Genomic DNA, 15934 nt, shown 5'->3' with positions numbered 1-15934 from the left:
AGCCCAGGACCACGGATCCACCCGATCCACCAGACCAGTCAGATCCAGCAGGGAGCGCATGACGTGCGGCCGGTAGGCAGCAAGTACCTGCTCGAGGAGCCGCTCGGGCGCGGCGCCACGGGCACCGTCTGGCGAGCCCGCCAGCGGGAGACCGCGGGTGCCGAGGCGGCCGTCCCCGGCCAGCCCGGCGAGACCGTCGCGATCAAGGTCCTCAAGGAGGAGCTCGCGAACGACGCGGACGTCGTGATGCGCTTCCTCAGGGAGCGCTCCGTCCTGCTCCGCCTGACGCACCCGAACATCGTCCGCACCCGCGACCTCGTCGTCGAGGGCGATCTGCTCGCCCTGGTCATGGACCTCATCGAGGGCCCGGACCTGCACAAGTACCTGCGCGAGAACGGCCCGTTCAGCCCGGCCGCCGCCGCCCTGCTCACCGCGCAGATCGCCGACGCGCTGGCCGCGAGCCACGCCGACGGCGTCGTCCACCGCGACCTGAAGCCCGCGAACGTCCTGGTCAAGCAGGACGCCGACGGCATGCACCCGATGCTCACGGACTTCGGCATCGCCCGCCTCGCCGACTCCCCGGGCCTCACCCGCACCCAGGAGTTCGTCGGCACGCCCGCGTACGTCGCGCCGGAGTCCGCCGAGGGCCGCCCGCAGACCAGCGCGGTCGACATCTACGGGGCAGGCATCCTGCTGTACGAGCTGGTCACCGGGCGCCCGCCGTTCGCCGGCGGCTCCGCGCTCGAAGTCCTGCACCAGCACCTGAGCGCCGAACCGCGCCGCCCCTCCACCGTCCCCGACCCCCTGTGGACGGTCATCGAGCGCTGCCTGAGCAAGGACCCGGACCGCCGCCCCAGCGCCGAGAACCTGGCGCGCGCCCTGCGCACCGTCGCCGACGGCATCGGCGTGCACGCCTCCGCCGCGCAGATCGCCGCCGCCGAGGGCGTCGCCGCCCTGCTCGCGCCCGACCCGGCGCCCGCGCCGGTGCCGGGCACCCCCGGCGCGGCCGACCCCACCCAGGTCCTGCCGAACACCTCGGGCGCCCCGGGCGGCTACGACCCGGCCGCGCCCACCAGCGTCATGCCGCACACCGGCGGCCCCCAGGGCGCCGACCCCACGGCCGTCATGCCGCCCGTGGGCCCCGGCCAGGGCCCGGACGACCCGCACCCCTGGCAGAGCCAGATGCGCGCCGCCCGCGACCGCAACGACCAGACGCAGGTGCAGTACCTGGACCCCAGCCAGGACCCGCTGCGCCGCCGTCCGCAGCGCCAGGTCGCCCGCCCCCAGCAGCAGCGACCGCCGCAGCAGCCGCAGCCGTACGCCCCCCAGCACCAGCCGCAGCCGTACCCCCCGCAGCAGCAGTACGCGCCGCAGCACCAGCCCCAGCCCTACGCGCCGCAGCAGCCGCAGCCGTACGCGCCCCCCGCGCCCGCTCCGGCTCCCCAGCCGCCGCAGCCCGAGCCGCCCCGGCAGCGCCGTCAGCGCGGCGCGAACCCGACGAAGATCCCGGGCCTCGGCTGCCTCAAGGGCTGCCTGGTCGTCCTCGTCATCCTGTTCGTCGCGAGCTGGCTGGTCTGGGAGCTGAGCCCGCTCCAGGACTGGATCGGCACGACGAAGGGGTACTGGGACCAGCTCCAGGACGTGTGGGACAAGCTCTCGGAGTGGAGCTCGAAGATCAACGGCTGAGCCCGCGGCCCGGACCCCGTCCGGGCCGCCGTACGGCAACATCCTCGTGACCTAGGGGATTTGTCGACATCTGAGGGGTGATTTCCGCTCCCGGAGTGAAGGTTGGTGTCGCGGACGCGTACTTTTGACGCCAACACACATCCGTAGGAGCAGTCTTGGCACGCAAGATCGGCAGCCGGTACACCGCCCATCAGATCCTGGGCCGTGGCAGCGCCGGCACGGTGTGGCTGGGCGAGGGGCCCGAGGGGCCCGTCGCCATCAAGCTGTTGCGCGAGGACCTGGCCTCCGACCAGGAGCTCGTCGGCCGCTTCGTCCAGGAGCGCACGGCCCTGCTGAGCCTCGACCACGCGCGCGTGGTGGGCGTCCACGACCTGGTGGTCGACGGCAACGACCTCGCCCTCGTCATGGACCTCGTCCGCGGCACGGACCTGCGCACCCGCCTCGAACGCGAGCGCCGCCTCGCCCCCGAGGCCGCCGTGGCCATCGTCGCGGACGTCGCCGACGCCCTGGCCGCCGCGCACGCCGCCGGAATCGTGCACCGCGACGTCAAGCCCGAGAACGTCCTCCTGGACATGCAGGGCCCCCTCGGCCCCGGCGGCTCCCACCCCGCCCTCCTGACGGACTTCGGCGTCGCCAAACTCATCGACACCCCGCGCCGGACCCGCGCCACGAAGATCATCGGTACGCCGGACTATCTGGCGCCCGAGATCATCGAGGGCCTGCCCCCGCGCGCGGCCGTCGACATCTACGCCCTCGCGACCGTCCTCTACGAGCTCCTCGCGGGCTTCACCCCCTTCGGCGGCGGCCACCCCGGCGCGATCCTGCGCCGCCACGTCACCGAGACCGTCGTGCCCCTGCCCGGCATCCCCGAAGAGCTCTGGCAGCTCATGGTCCAGTGCCTGGCCAAGGCGCCCGCGTCCCGGCTGCGCGCCTCCGAGCTCGCCGCCCGCCTGCGCGAGCAGCTCCCCCTGCTCGCGGGCATCCCGCCCCTGGACGTCGACGAGCCCGACGCGGAGCCCCAGGGCGCCGAGGCGCGCGAGGACGCGCCCCCGGAGCCCCGGCCGCGCGCCCCCCGACGCGGCGCCGTCCCCCTGGTCCCCGGCGCCACCCCCGACGCCAACCGCGACACCCACACCTCCATGCGCGTCCCCGGCCCCGAGGAGCTGGCCGGAGGCGCCCTGGGCACCGCCCGCGCCCCCCGCGCGACCGGCACCGCCCGGCCCGGCTCGGCCCGCCACCGCTCCACGACGCGGCGCCGCCGGATCGCCCTCGGGGTGGCGGGGGCGGCCCTGGCCGCCGCGATAGGCGCGGGCGCCTGGTACGCCACCACGGACGACCCCCCACCCCCCACCCCCCAAACCACAGCTCCCCCGGCCCCCTAACGACACCGGCCCCCGGGTCCCCCGCCCCCGCATCTGCGAGCGCCCCAGCACAGCAGCTCCACGCAGCCCCGCGTGCCTGAACCCGGGCCCACGCGCCCGCGCGGCCTGGTCCCACCCACCCGCCCCCACCCGAGGCGACCACAGGCCGCCGCGCCCCACAGCGGCACCTCACACCGCGCCCGACCACGCCACCCCGCCCCCCGCCCACGGCCACGCCGCCCCACCCACAGCCCCCAGCCACCCGCCCCACACCAGCCCCTGCACCCCGCGCGCCCCGGTCCCGCCACCCGCCCCCGCCCCGGGCACCCACGAGGGCACCCCCACCGGCTCCGCCGAAAGCTCCAAAGCCAAGGAGATTCGGGTGGGAGGGTGGGCAAGTCCGCCGCGGTAGCGGCGGGGCACGGGACGTGGCAGCCGCGGCGCTCCGCGTCGGGGCCGGGCGGGCGAAGCCGGGGAGTGACGGGTGGGAGGGCGGGAAGCACCGCCGCGGTAGCGGCGGAACGGCACCAGGGGCCGAGGGCACCAGCGCCCCGAGCGAAGGGCCCGCCCCACCGCCCCCGGCCGGGCGGGAGGGCCGGGGGCAGCGGGGCGGGCCGGGCCCAGGCAGGGCCGGAGCAGGGGCGTCCCGCCCCCACAGGGGGAGGGACGCCAGCCGCAGCCGTTACGCTGGTGTCGTGGCAGTCGTCGACGTATCCGAAGAGCTCAAGTCCCTCTCCTCGACCATGGAGTCGATCGAGGCCGTCCTGGACCTCGACAAGCTGAGGGCAGACATCGCCGTGCTCGAGGAGCAGGCGGCCGCGCCGTCCCTCTGGGACGACCCGGACGAGGCGCAGAAGATCACCAGCAAGCTGAGCCACCTCCAGGCGGAGGTGCGCAAGGCGGAGACCCTGCGCGGGCGCATCGACGACCTGGGCGTTCTCTTCGAGATGGCCGAGGAGGAGGACGACCCGGACACCCGCGCGGAGGCCGAGTCGGAGCTCACGGCCGTCAGGAAGGCCCTGGACGAGATGGAGGTCCGCACCCTCCTCTCCGGTGAGTACGACGCCCGTGAGGCCCTGGTCACGATCCGCGCGGAGGCGGGCGGCGTCGACGCCTCGGACTTCGCCGAGAAGCTCCAGCGGATGTACCTGCGCTGGGCGGAGCGCCACGGCTACAAGACGGAGCTGTACGAGACGTCGTACGCGGAAGAGGCCGGCATCAAGTCGACCACCTTCGCCGTCCAGGCGCCGTACGCGTACGGGACGCTCTCCGTGGAGCAGGGCACGCACCGCCTGGTGCGCATCTCGCCGTTCGACAACCAGGGCCGCCGTCAGACGTCCTTCGCGGGTGTCGAGATCCTGCCCGTGGTCGAGCAGACCGACCACATCGAGATCGACGAGAGCGAGCTGCGCATCGACGTGTACCGCTCGTCGGGCCCCGGCGGCCAGGGCGTCAACACGACGGACTCCGCGGTCCGCCTGACCCACCTCCCCACCGGCATCGTCGTCTCCTGTCAGAACGAGCGCTCGCAGATCCAGAACAAGGCGACCGCGATGAACGTCCTCCAGGCGAAGCTGCTCGAGCGCCGCCGCCAGGAGGAGCAGGAGAAGATGAACGCCCTCAAGGGCGACGGCGGCAATTCCTGGGGCAACCAGATGCGGTCGTACGTCCTGCACCCGTACCAGATGGTGAAGGACCTGCGTACGGAGCACGAGGTCGGCAATCCGGAAGCGGTGTTCAACGGCGAGATCGACGGCTTCCTGGAGGCCGGAATTCGCTGGCGCAAGCAGCAGGAGAAGTAATTTCAGCGCTTTGTCGACAGGGCGGGGTCCCCGCCGGGTCGTCGGGCGCCCCGCGAAATTCACGGCGACCGCGGCCCCCCAGGGCCGTGGTCGCCGTGTTCTGTGGGGTAGTTGTGGGCCCCTCGCGTCTTTCCCGCGCCCTTACGTCACAGTCGCATGTCCGCTCGACGGTCAACTGAGCGCATAACGGGCATCGCGCGCGCAACGTCCTTGACGGTGCTCAGGAAAGTGGAAAAGCTAGCGGGCGGCATGCGTATCTCTGGGGCGCGTGTGATCCGGGGGGCCGATCGAGAACCACCCCGTGACCCGGGCCCCGGGCGCTGCCTCACTGACGATTCAGCTACTGGGGGTAGCAGCCTGATGACCAAGAAGACGCGGATCCGCATCGCGCGGATAGCCGCCGGTGCGGTGATCGCCGCCGGTGCGTCGCTCACCGCCGCCGGCGCCGCCTCGGCCCTGGACGTGGGCGTCGACCTGGGCGGCACGGGCGCGAGCGCCTCCGCCGACGAGAACGGCATCGGCGTCGACACGGACCTCCCGGGTGACGACGACGACCCGCCGGAGCCCACCAACCCGCCGGAGCCGACCGACGAGCCGACCGAGCCGACGGACCCGCCGGAGCCCACCAACCCGCCGGAGCCGACGGACCAGCCGACCGAGCCGACGGACCCGCCGGAGCCCACCGACCCGCCCACGGAGCCGACGAACCCGCCCAAGCCCACCAGCGACCCGGGCGACCCGGGCCACGGCGGCACGGGCGGCGGCAACGGCGGCGGCAACGGCGCCGACCCCGCCGGTGGCGGCGAGCGGCCCGTCGAGCAGGGCCAGGGCAAGGACAGCCTGACCGACACCGGCACCGCCCCGCAGCAGGTCGATCAGGTGGCCGACAAGGGGCAGGGCAAGAACGACGGCGAGCTGGCCGAGACCGGCGCCACCGAGGTGACCTTCCTGGTCATCGGGGCCGCGACGATGATCGCGGGCGGCATCGGCTTCCGCCTCCTGCCGCGCCTGGTCGGCAACCGCGGCGCGGCGGCGTAACCCTCCCGGGGCGCCCCACCGCGAAGAGGCCCGGAGCCCCACGGCTCCGGGCCTCTTCGCGTGCGCGGCGGACGATCACCAGTAGCCACGGAAACTCACCAGCAGCAACGGCCGATCACCAAAAGCCACGGACGAGCTCGGCCGACCAGCCACCGGGTCCGTCGGTCACGCCGGGCAACCACCGGTCACGGCCATCCGCGGGCGCCCGCGCCCAGCGCGGCTACGCGCTCACGCGGTCTGGTGCGCGAGCAGCGCCACCGCCGCGATCAGCACGACGAGCAGCCCTATCAGGGTCGCGGGGCTGAGGCCGCCGAAGGGGCCTTCCTGCTGCATACGGTCCCGGTTGGCCCGGCACACGGGGCAGCGGCCCTCGCTCACAGGCGCCGCGCAGTTCGCGCACACCAACCTGTCAAAGGTCATGCGCTTCTCCTCCCGCACAGTCTCAGCCTGCCCAACGCTCTGGGAACCTCAACCGTTCCCCCTACCACTGTGCCAGCTTCCGCGGATTTCGGCGCGGCCCGCCCTGCCCGGCCGGTTTCCGGCCGATCCGTTCCTGCCGCCGACGGCGACAAATCGCGCAACTCAGGACGCCGACTGCGCTCGCGCACCGCATTCGCGTAGGGTCACGCTCACCTACCCCCGGCTAACCGTGGTGCACCCGTGATCCGATTCGACAACGTCTCCAAGGCCTATCCGAAGCAGAACCGCCCGGCGCTCCGCGATGTGTCGCTGGAGATCGAAAAGGGCGAGTTCGTCTTCCTGGTGGGGTCATCCGGCTCCGGAAAGTCCACCTTCCTGCGGCTGATCCTCCGCGAGGAGCGCACCAGCCACGGCCAGGTGCACGTCCTGGGCAAGGACCTGGCCCGGCTCTCCCACTGGAAGGTGCCGCACATGCGCCGCCAGCTGGGCACCGTCTTCCAGGACTTCCGGCTCCTGCCGAACAAGACCGTCGCCGAGAACGTGGCCTTCGCCCAGGAGGTCATCGGCAAGTCGCGCGGCGAGATCCGCAAGTCCGTGCCCCAGGTGCTCGACCTCGTCGGGCTCGGCGGCAAGGAGGACCGGATGCCCGGCGAGCTCTCCGGTGGTGAGCAGCAGCGCGTGGCGATCGCCCGTGCCTTCGTCAACCGGCCGAAGCTCCTGATCGCCGACGAACCGACGGGCAACCTCGACCCGCAGACCTCCGTCGGCATCATGAAGCTGCTCGACCGCATCAACCGGACGGGCACCACTGTCGTGATGGCCACCCACGACCAGCAGATCGTGGACCAGATGCGCAAGCGCGTCATTGAGCTGGAGAAGGGCCGTCTCGTCCGCGACCAGTCCCGCGGCGTCTACGGCTACCAGCACTGACACGTCTGCCCCCGTCGGCCGCCGGTCCTTCCGCCCGGCCCTGACGTTCCCGCCTGCCGGAACCATCTGTTCCACCTGATCCACCGAAAGGCCGCCATGCGCGCCCAGTTCGTCCTGTCGGAGATCGGCGTCGGTCTCCGCCGCAATCTCACGATGACGTTCGCCGTCGTCGTGTCCGTCGCCCTCTCGCTCGCCCTGTTCGGCGGCTCGCTGCTCATGCGCGACCAGGTGAGCACGATGAAGGGCTACTGGTACGACAAGGTCAACGTCTCGATCTTCCTGTGCAACAAGGCGGACGCCGAGCAGGACCCCAAGTGCGCCAAGGGCGCCGTCACGAACGAGCAGAAGGACCGGATCCTCACCGACCTCAAGAAGATGTCGGTCGTGGACACCGTCCAGCACGAGTCGGCGGACGAGGCGTACAAGCACTACAAGGAGCAGTTCGGCGACTCCCCGCTGTCCAGCTCCCTGACCCCGGACCAGATGCAGGAGTCGTACCGCATCAAGCTGAAGGACCCGGAGAAGTACCAGGTGGTGGCGACCGCCTTCTCCGGGCGTGACGGCGTGCAGTCGGTGGAGGACCAGAAGGGCGTCCTGGACAACCTCTTCGAGCTGCTCAACGGCATGAACAAGGCGGCCCTCGCGGTCATGGCCCTGATGCTGGTCGTCGCCCTGATGCTGATCGTCAACACGGTGCGGGTCTCGGCGTTCAGCCGTCGTCGTGAAACCGGGATCATGCGCCTGGTGGGCGCGTCCAGCCTCTACATCCAGATGCCGTTCATCCTGGAGGCCGCCGTCTCCGGGCTCATCGGCGGCGGGCTCGCCTGCGGGTTCCTGCTGCTCGGCCGGTACTTCATCATCGACCACGGCCTGGAGCTCTCCGAGAAGCTGACGTTGATCAACTTCATCGGCTGGGACTCCGTCTTCGCGGTCCTTCCGCTGGTCCTCGTCATCGGACTGCTCATGCCCGCCCTTGCCGCTTTCCTCGCGCTGCGCAAGTACCTGAAGGTGTGAGGCGGCGGGCGGCGCGGGGTGCCGCTGATGTGAGGCGTGCCTCGGGCGCCGTGCGGTCAACCGACCGTGCGGCGCCCCTCGTTGTCCTAGACTCACCGACATGTCAGGCCCCGATTGGCTCTCCTCGCCCCGCCGCGTCCGCCGCGGGGCGGCCCTGACATTGGTGTTCGCGAGCGTCCTCGCCACCGGCGCGGCCACCGGCTCCTGGAGCGAGGACCCCCCGGAAGGCCGGAACTCTGCGGCACCCCCCACCCGTTCCGTCGCCTCCACGCGCGACAGCGACCGGGACCGGGAGCCCGAGAGGGATCCCGCCGAGGACGCGGCGGACGCCGCCGCCGAGGCCATGGCCGACGGCAAGTCCGGCACGGAGGCCGCCGAGGACGCGGTCAGCCGCAGCGGCGACCGCTGGGCGTCCGTGTACTCCCAGGGGGAGTACGAGGAGTTCGAGCAGGCCCTGGACGGCGCCTACACCGGCGTCGGCCTGTGGGCCCGGCGCGCTGCCGACGGCCGCATCGAGGTCTCGAAGGTGCGCGGCGGCGGCCCCGCCGCCCGCGCGGGCATCCGCCAGGGCGACCGGCTCACCACCGTCGACGGCCACCAGGTCAAGGGCCGTCCGGTGACCGAGGTCGTGTCCCTGCTGCGCGGCGCCCGCGAGGGCACCCCGGTCGAGCTCGGCCTGGAGCGCGGCACGCGCGCGTGGCGGACGACGCTGCACCGGGAGCGCCTGTCGACGGACTCGGTGAGCGTGAGCCGGCTGACCGGCGGCGCCGTGAAGATCAAGGTGGACGCGTTCACGAAGGGCTCCGGCGCGGCCGTGCGCGACGCGGTGCGCGGCGCCCCGCGGGGCGCCGGTGTCCTCCTCGACCTGCGGGGCAACGCGGGCGGCCTGGTCACCGAGGCCGTCACCGCCGCCTCGGCGCTCCTGGACGGCGGCTTGGTGGCGACGTACGACGTCCGCGGCCGCCAGCGCGCGCTGCACGCCCGGCCCGGCGGCGACGCGGCGAGACCCGTGGTCGCGCTCGTCGACGGCGGCACGATGAGCGCGGCCGAGCTGCTCACCGGGGCCCTCCAGGACCGCGGGCGCGCGGTCGTCGTGGGCTCCAGGACGTTCGGCAAGGGCTCGGTGCAGATGCCGAGCCGCCTGCCCGACGGCTCCGTCGCCGAGCTGACCGTGGGGCACTACCGCACCCCTTCGGGGCGGGGCGTCGACCGCCGGGGCATCACCCCGGACCTGGAGGTCGACGGAGGTGCCCAGGAGCGGGCCGAGAGAGTATTGACTGGCCTCGGACCCCCCTCGTAGTGCGAAAATGGCCGCACTATGGCGAAGGAAAAGGTAAAGCGCAAGGCGGCGAAGGCGGAGAGCAAGGCCGCCCGTCCCAAGATGATCGCGCAGAACAAGAAGGCGCGGCACGACTACCACATCCTGGACACGTACGAGTGCGGCGTGGTCCTGATGGGCACCGAGGTCAAGTCCCTCAGGCTCGGCCGGGCCTCCCTCGTGGACGGCTTCGTGCAGATCGACGGCCACGAGGCCTGGCTGCACAACATCCACATCCCGGAGTACGTCCAGGGCACGTGGACCAACCACTCCGCCAAGCGCAAGCGCAAGCTGCTGCTGCACCGCGCGGAGATCGACAAGCTGGAGGCGAAGTCCCAGGAGACGGGGCACACCCTCGTGCCGCTCGCCCTGTACTTCAAGGACAGCCGCGTCAAGGTCGAGATCGCGCTCGCCAAGGGCAAGAAGGAGTACGACAAGCGGCAGACGCTGCGCGAGAAGCAGGACCTGCGCGAGACGAACCGCGCGATCTCCGCGGTCCGGCGGCGCCAGGGCATCGCCTAGGTCCTCCGTGGCGGGGAATACGCTGGCACCCGACGGCGTTGGTCACGTACGATGGACGACGTCCCGCAGGTGACGGGGCGCCCCCTCCTCGGAGGGTTTGAAAAATCAACATGGGGATGATCGGTTTCGACAGCGGATGTCGAAGCAGGGGAAGCGTGTCGAGGAAGCGGCAATGATCTCGTTAACCATATGTCGCAACCAATAATCGCCAACACCAAGCGCGATTCCTTCGCCCTCGCTGCCTAAGTAGCGACTTTGCGAAGTGTCAGCCCGGGGCTGTTCCCGACCCGGATCCTGGCATCAGCTAGGGAACTAAACTTCTAGACCCGGTCACGGGGTCTGGGAGGAAATCAAACAGTGACTGAGCCCGTCGGAGACTTGTCCACGTGATCTCCGGGGCTGAGAAAATCGCAGTGGACTGCACACGGAGAAGCCCTGATTCTGCACCGTTGGACGCGGGTTCGATTCCCGCCATCTCCACGAAGGCGACAGGCGACGTGTGCCCGCGGACAGCGCGGGCCACGTCGCCTTCGTATGTTCTGCGCGGCTTCGCCGCGCGATGCGGGGGCTCCGCCACCCGCACCCCCCTGGCCCATGTCGTGGCGCGGCCTACTGTTGCCAGGGGCCGTCATCCGGGATCCTCCAGGGTCATGAGTAGACCCGTGAGTCGCGTCAACATCCGTATGCGCCACTGGATCTGGCCCGCCGTCCTCGGCGTCGCCGCCGCCTCGCTGTCCCTCAGCGCCCCGGCCGGGGCCGACGCCGAGCGCAGCGGGCTCCCCGAAGCCATCGACACCATCCTCGGCGACCCCCGTATGGGGGGTGGCGTCGCCAGCGTCGTGGTCGCCGACGCCAAGAGCGGCGACGTCCTCTACCAGCACCGGCCGACCGGGCGGCTCATGCCCGCCTCCAACACCAAGATGCTCACCTCGGCCGCCGCCCTGGAGCTCCTCGGCCCCGACCACCGGTTCACCACCGACGTCCTCGCCGCCGGGGAGCGGCACGGGCCCGTGCTCAAGGGGGACCTGTACCTGCGCGGCACCGGCGACCCGACGACCCTCGCCAAGGACTACGACGCGCTGGCGGCGAAGGTCGCCGCGGCCGGGGTCCGGCGGGTCTCGGGGCGGCTCGTCGCCGACGACACCCGGTTCGACGACCGGCGCGTCGGCGACACCTGGGGCGCCGACGACGAGTCGTCGTACTACGCCGCCCAGATCTCGGCGCTCAGCCTCGCCCCCGACACGGACTACGACACCGGGACCGTCATCGTCGAGGTGACGCCGGGCGCCGGTGCCGGGGGCGAGCCGCGGGTGTCCCTCACCCCGAAGACCGACTACGTGGACATCGACCTGCGCGCCACCACGGGCGCCGCGGGCAGCGCGAACAGCCTCGCCGTCGAGCGGCGGCACGGCGAGAACACCATCACCGTCACGGGCTCCGTCCCGGCGGGCGCCGGGGCCGTCAAGGAATGGGTGACCGTCTGGGAGCCCACCCGGTACGCGGCCGCCGTCTTCCGGGACGCGCTCGCCGCCCACGGGGTGAAGGTCAGCGGGCCGACCAGGGCGGGGCGCGCGACCCCGAAGGGCGCGCACGAGCTCGCCTCGCACGCCTCCATGCCGCTCAAGGACTTGCTCGTCCCGTTCATGAAGCTGTCCAACAACATGCACGCCGAGTCCCTGACGAAGGCCATGGGGTACGAGGCGACCGGGCGGCCCGGCAACTGGGGCGACGGCATCGCGGCGATCGGCGGCTATCTGAAGACGGCGGGCGTCGACCCGGGCAAGCTCCGCCAGGTCGACGGCTCCGGCCTCTCCCGCAAGGACAACGTCCCCGCGGGCCAGCTCATCGCGCTGCTGCGCTCGGCCAAGGGCGAGCCCTGGTTCGCCGACTGGTACCGGTCCCTTCCGGTGGCCTGCGAGCCGGACAAGTTCGTCGGCGGCACGCTGCGCACCCGCATGTGCGGGACGCCCGCCGCCCGCAACGTGCGCGCGAAGACCGGGACGCTGACCGGCGCGTCGGCCCTCTCCGGGTACGTGACCGACGCGGGCGGGCGCGAACTGGTCTTCAGCATCGTCCTCAACAACCACCTGGCCTCCTCGGTGAAGCCCCTGGAGGACGCGATCGTCGTCACCCTCGCCAAGTCCACCGCGGACAAGGCGGTCCTGGTGGAGCCGCGCTCGCCGCGGGCCGGTTCCGGGGAGCGGGGCGGCGGCGACCTTGAGTGCTCGTGGGTCAAGCCCGCCCGGTGCTGACGGCACCCCCGGTGCCCCTGGTGGGGTCCCCGCCGAGCAGCGTGAGCAGCAGCGCGCAGCCCGCGGCGGCCAGCGGCACGGCGTAGCCGGTGGTGGTGCCCAGGTGCTCCACGGTCCAGCCGCTCGCCGCCGCGCCGCAGGCGATGCCCCCGAGGAGGCCGGTCACGGCGAGGGTCATGCCCTCGTTCGCCCGCCCCTCGGGGGTGAGCCGCTGGACCAGCGTCATGCCGGTCACCATCGTCGGCGCGGTGGCCATCCCGGCGCACAGCAGCGCCCCGGCGAGGACGACGAGCGAGCCGGTGGCGGTGGCCGCGAGCAGCGGCAGGCCCATCAGGGCCGCCATCGCCGCCGCGCACAGCAGCCTGCGGCGGTGCAGCGGGCCGCGCGGCCGCACCGCGCCGAAGACGAGCCCCGCGACGCACGAACCCGCCGCCTGGAGGGCCAGGACGGCGCCCGCGGCCGCCTTGTGGCCCCGCTCGTCGGCGTAGGCGATGGTGACGACCTCCATGGCGCCGAAGACCGCGCCGGTGGCCAGGAAGACGACGAGCAGCGCGGGCATCCCCCGTGCGCGCAGGGGCGACGCCGCCCTCGCGGCGGCGTCCGGGCGCCCGTGGGGCGGCGGTTCCGTCGCGCGCTGGGCGGCGAAGAGCAGCACGCCGGTCAGGAGCAGCGCGGCCGCCACGAGGGTGCCCGCCTGCGGGAAGAACGCCCCGCACAGGAAGGCCGCGAGCACCGGGCCGAGCATGAAGCACAGCTCGTCCGCCGCCTGTTCGAAGGAGTTGGCGGTGTGCAGGGCGCGCGCGTCGCCCTTCAGGAGGTGGGCCCAGCGGGCGCGCGACATGCCGCCGGTGTTCGGGACCGTGGCCGTGGCGGCGTACGAGGCGAACAGGGTCCAGTCGGGTGCCCCGTAGCGCACGCACAGCAGCAGGCAGAGCGAGCCGAGCACGGCGAACGCGGTGGCGGGCACGGCCACGCGCGCCTGTCCGTGGCGGTCGACGAGCCGCGCCGTCCAGGGCGCCACGACGGCGGTGGCCGCGAGCCCGGTGGCGGTGACGGCGCCCGCGAGCGCGTACGAACCGCGCGACCCGGCGATCATCGTCACCGCGCTCACGCTGAACATCCCCATGGGCAGCCGGGCGATGAGGTTGCCGACGGTGAAGGCGGTGGCTCCGGGGACGGCGAAGAGGCGGGCGTAGGGGTTGCGGCGGGTGCCCCGGCCCACGGAGGTGCCGGGGGAGGGGGACGCGGGGGCCTCGGTGGCGGGGGACGCGAGGGCCTCGGGGGAAGGGGACGCGGTCAGGTCTTTGGCGGGGGCGGTGGTGGATATGTCGGGGCAGTCGGAGGGGGCTTGCGGCATGGCTCCAGGCTGATCGCTGTCTCCAGGAGTGGTCCAACACCTACTGGAGGGCGATTAACGCGCCTGTATTGTAAGTTCCCCGGATGGTCACCTCACCGCCCGGGGCATCCCGCGATGTGGAGCCGCGGCTGCTCCGCGCCTTCGTCGCCGTCGCCGAGGAACTGCACTTCACGCGGGCGGCCGCCCGCCTGTACGTCGCCCAGCAGGCGCTGAGCCGGGATGTGCGGCGCCTGGAGCGGGAGTTGGGCGCGGACCTGTTCGCGCGGTCGACACGACAGGTCGCGCTGACGGCCGACGGCGAGCGGCTGCTGCCCCACGCCCGGCGGGTCCTGGCCGCGCAGGACGAGCTGACGGCCGCCTTCGCGCGCGGCAGTACGGCCGCCGCCCGCCCCCTCCTGGTCGACCTCAACAGCCCCGGCCTGGTCTTCGGGCGGATCCTGGAACGGGCCCGCGAACTGGCCCCGCACTGCGAGCTGATGGCCCGCTTCGAGAGCGGCCTGACGGGCGCGGCGGCCGAGATCGCCGCGGGGCGGATCGACGCGTCGTTCGGCCGGTACGCGGGGTTGTCCGCGGCCCTGCGCACCGGGCTCGCGCAGCAGCCCGTACGGTACGAGCCGATGGCGGTGCTGCTCCCGGCCGGGCATCCGCTGGCGGCCCTGGAGGAGGTGCCGCTGGCCCGGCTCGCGGGCGAGCGCGTGTACGCGGGCGCGGGCAACGAGCGCACCCTGGAGTGGACCGACCTGGCCGCACGCCTCTTCGCGGGCCGGGGCATCGAGGTCGCGCCGCCCGCCCCGCTGGCCGTCGGGCCCGAGGAATTCGCGCGGATCATGGCCAAGCACCGCAACCCCGTGCTCGCCGTGGTCGGCTTCCCCGAGCTGCCCGGATGCGTGCTGCGGCCGCTCGTCGACCCGGTGCCGCTGTCGCCGGTGTCCCTGGTGTGGCGGCGCGGTCTCGACCACCCCGGTCTCGACGCGTTGCGGCGCGCGGCGGCCGAACTCGCCGCGGCGGAAGGGTGGCTGGTCAAGCCCACGAACGCATGGATTCCAGACATCGATGCACTCATCATGGTGAGTTGAGACTGGCGGAAAAACACAGCTGTCCCCGGCGTGCGCTACATTCATCGCCCGGGTGCGGTGTGATAGTAGGGGCGCTCGGGCCGGGTGGGGGCCCGGCCCGGACGACGAGGGCCCGGGGCGTCGTACGCGCACCCGCACCGGTCCATTGGGGGGTTGCGCGTGCGCGGCGAGAAGTGGCGGGAGAACACGCTGTCGAACGATCCGACGAGCGTGCTGACAGGCGATCTACCAGGCAATTCCCCGGCGGACCCGCGCGGTCGCCCGGAGGCGGAACCGCTGGGCCCCACCCTCGCGTCGGCGGGGTACGCGCACGACCCGCACGAGGTCACCGTCCAGATCGACGGTGTGGGGCGGCACTTGGCGGGGGAGTCTCCCGGTGGCGCCGGTGACACCCGGGTCATGGGAACAGTTTCAGACACCACAGACATGGCCGACAGGCCGGTGTTCGTCGACGAGACAGGCCGCCGCGGCCGCAGATACCGCCGCATCGGCACCTTCGTCGGCCTGGCCTGCGCCGGGTATGCGGTCGTGATCGTCGCGACCCTCGCCTCCGGCAACTCCAGCGCGCCCTGGCTGCCCGTGCCCGACCCCGCCGACGAGAAGCCCGCGAGCAAGGTGGACACGCCGAACGTACCGGCGGAATCGACCAGTTCGCCCGAAGCGGCCCCCTCGTCCGGGAGGACGCCCTCGCCCGGGCCCTCGCGGACGACGAGCGGCACGGCCCCCGACCGGGTCGTCGTCCCCTCCGGCGGCCCCGGTGCGGCCGCCCCCTCCAAGGCCCGTGACGACGACGGCGAGCCGGGCGGCCCCGCGGCACCGGACCCGACCCGCCGCAGCGAGCGGCCCGCGCCCCGCCCGACGGACGGCGGCGGCGCCCCCGCCCCCGCCCCGGCCCCCACGAGCGACCCCGAACCCCCGGCGCCCGAGCCATCACAGAACCCCGAGTCCCCTGTCGCCCCGCCCGCCCCGTCACCCGAGGCCGAGAGCGGGAGCGGAAGCAGCGGCGGCGGCGACGGCGCGGAAGCGGGCGGCGCGCAGGCGGGCGGCGAGGCCTCCTCCGGAGCCGAGCCCGTGACCGGCGCGGGCGCCTCCCCACCCCAGGAGACCCAGCCATGACCCCCCGCTCCGGCGGCCGCGGCGCGGCCCACCGCGCCGACC

At 73.1% G+C, this 15934-nt stretch carries 13 protein-coding genes and 1 other RNA gene; 12 read left to right on the top strand and 2 right to left on the bottom strand.

What is annotated here, in order from left to right; genetic code table 11:
• Positions 1–63: 63 nt before the first annotated feature.
• The 4 genes from ACIG3E_RS09740 to ACIG3E_RS09725 all read left to right on the top strand — a co-directional run bounded on the left by ACIG3E_RS09740 (position 64) and on the right by ACIG3E_RS09725 (position 5887).
• A complete protein-coding gene (locus ACIG3E_RS09740) occupies positions 64–1686 on the top strand; it encodes a serine/threonine-protein kinase (RefSeq protein WP_399613424.1) in 1623 nt (540 codons plus the stop codon).
• A 155-nt stretch (positions 1687–1841) separates the two neighbouring features.
• On the top strand, positions 1842–3068 hold the full coding sequence (locus tag ACIG3E_RS09735) for a serine/threonine-protein kinase (protein WP_399613421.1): 1227 nt from the start codon (positions 1842–1844) through the stop codon (positions 3066–3068).
• A gap of 674 nt (positions 3069–3742) precedes the next feature.
• Positions 3743–4849, top strand: coding sequence for a peptide chain release factor 2 (gene prfB, locus ACIG3E_RS09730; RefSeq protein WP_242718657.1), 1107 nt, complete (start codon positions 3743–3745; stop codon positions 4847–4849).
• A gap of 360 nt (positions 4850–5209) precedes the next feature.
• Positions 5210–5887, top strand: a complete 678-nt coding sequence (locus ACIG3E_RS09725; protein ID WP_399613417.1) for a hypothetical protein — start codon at positions 5210–5212, stop codon at positions 5885–5887.
• 228 nt (positions 5888–6115) lie between these two features.
• Here the strand turns inward: ACIG3E_RS09725 and ACIG3E_RS09720 are convergent, their stop codons facing one another.
• Positions 6116–6307: a hypothetical protein gene (locus ACIG3E_RS09720; RefSeq protein ID WP_138960010.1), complete on the bottom strand. Its 192-nt coding sequence runs from the start codon at positions 6305–6307 to the stop codon at positions 6116–6118.
• A 240-nt stretch (positions 6308–6547) separates the two neighbouring features.
• On the opposite strand from ACIG3E_RS09720, the gene ftsE reads away from it, so the two are divergent.
• The 6 genes from ftsE (at position 6548) to dacB (ending at position 12343) form a co-directional block, all read left to right on the top strand.
• A complete protein-coding gene (gene ftsE / locus ACIG3E_RS09715) occupies positions 6548–7237 on the top strand; it encodes a cell division ATP-binding protein FtsE (RefSeq protein ID WP_138960009.1) in 690 nt (229 codons plus the stop codon).
• 96 nt (positions 7238–7333) lie between these two features.
• A complete protein-coding gene (ftsX, locus tag ACIG3E_RS09710) occupies positions 7334–8251 on the top strand; it encodes a permease-like cell division protein FtsX (RefSeq protein WP_138960008.1) in 918 nt (305 codons plus the stop codon).
• Between the two features lie 100 nt (positions 8252–8351).
• Entirely contained in the window at positions 8352–9551 is a 1200-nt protein-coding gene (locus ACIG3E_RS09705) for a S41 family peptidase (protein ID WP_399613413.1), read from the top strand.
• 18 nt (positions 9552–9569) lie between these two features.
• Positions 9570–10091, top strand: coding sequence for an SsrA-binding protein SmpB (gene smpB, locus ACIG3E_RS09700; protein ID WP_138960006.1), 522 nt, complete (start codon positions 9570–9572; stop codon positions 10089–10091).
• Positions 10092–10203: 112 nt separating this feature from the next.
• Positions 10204–10574: a transfer-messenger RNA gene (gene ssrA / locus ACIG3E_RS09695) on the top strand.
• A gap of 167 nt (positions 10575–10741) precedes the next feature.
• Positions 10742–12343 carry a D-alanyl-D-alanine carboxypeptidase/D-alanyl-D-alanine-endopeptidase gene (dacB, locus tag ACIG3E_RS09690; RefSeq protein WP_399613411.1) on the top strand — a complete coding sequence of 534 codons (1602 nt, stop codon included), beginning with the start codon at positions 10742–10744 and terminating at the stop codon, positions 12341–12343.
• Here the strand turns inward: dacB and ACIG3E_RS09685 are convergent.
• On the bottom strand, positions 12324–13700 hold the full coding sequence (locus tag ACIG3E_RS09685) for an MFS transporter (RefSeq protein WP_399613408.1): 1377 nt from the start codon (positions 13698–13700) through the stop codon (positions 12324–12326). The genes dacB and ACIG3E_RS09685 overlap by 20 nt on opposite strands.
• Before the next feature lie 83 nt (positions 13701–13783).
• On the opposite strand from ACIG3E_RS09685, the gene ACIG3E_RS09680 reads away from it, so the two are divergent.
• Positions 13784–14776: a LysR family transcriptional regulator gene (locus tag ACIG3E_RS09680; RefSeq protein WP_399613407.1), complete on the top strand. Its 993-nt coding sequence runs from the start codon at positions 13784–13786 to the stop codon at positions 14774–14776.
• A gap of 426 nt (positions 14777–15202) precedes the next feature.
• Positions 15203–15892, top strand: a complete 690-nt coding sequence (locus tag ACIG3E_RS09675) for a hypothetical protein (RefSeq protein ID WP_399613404.1) — start codon at positions 15203–15205, stop codon at positions 15890–15892.
• Positions 15893–15934 lie beyond the last annotated feature (42 nt).

The sequence above is a fragment of the Streptomyces sp. NPDC053474 genome, assembly GCF_044544845.1.
GTDB lineage: Bacteria > Actinomycetota > Actinomycetes > Streptomycetales > Streptomycetaceae > Streptomyces.
Note: the sequence above shows the minus strand (reverse complement) of the source record. Positions and strands in the feature narration are given on the sequence as shown.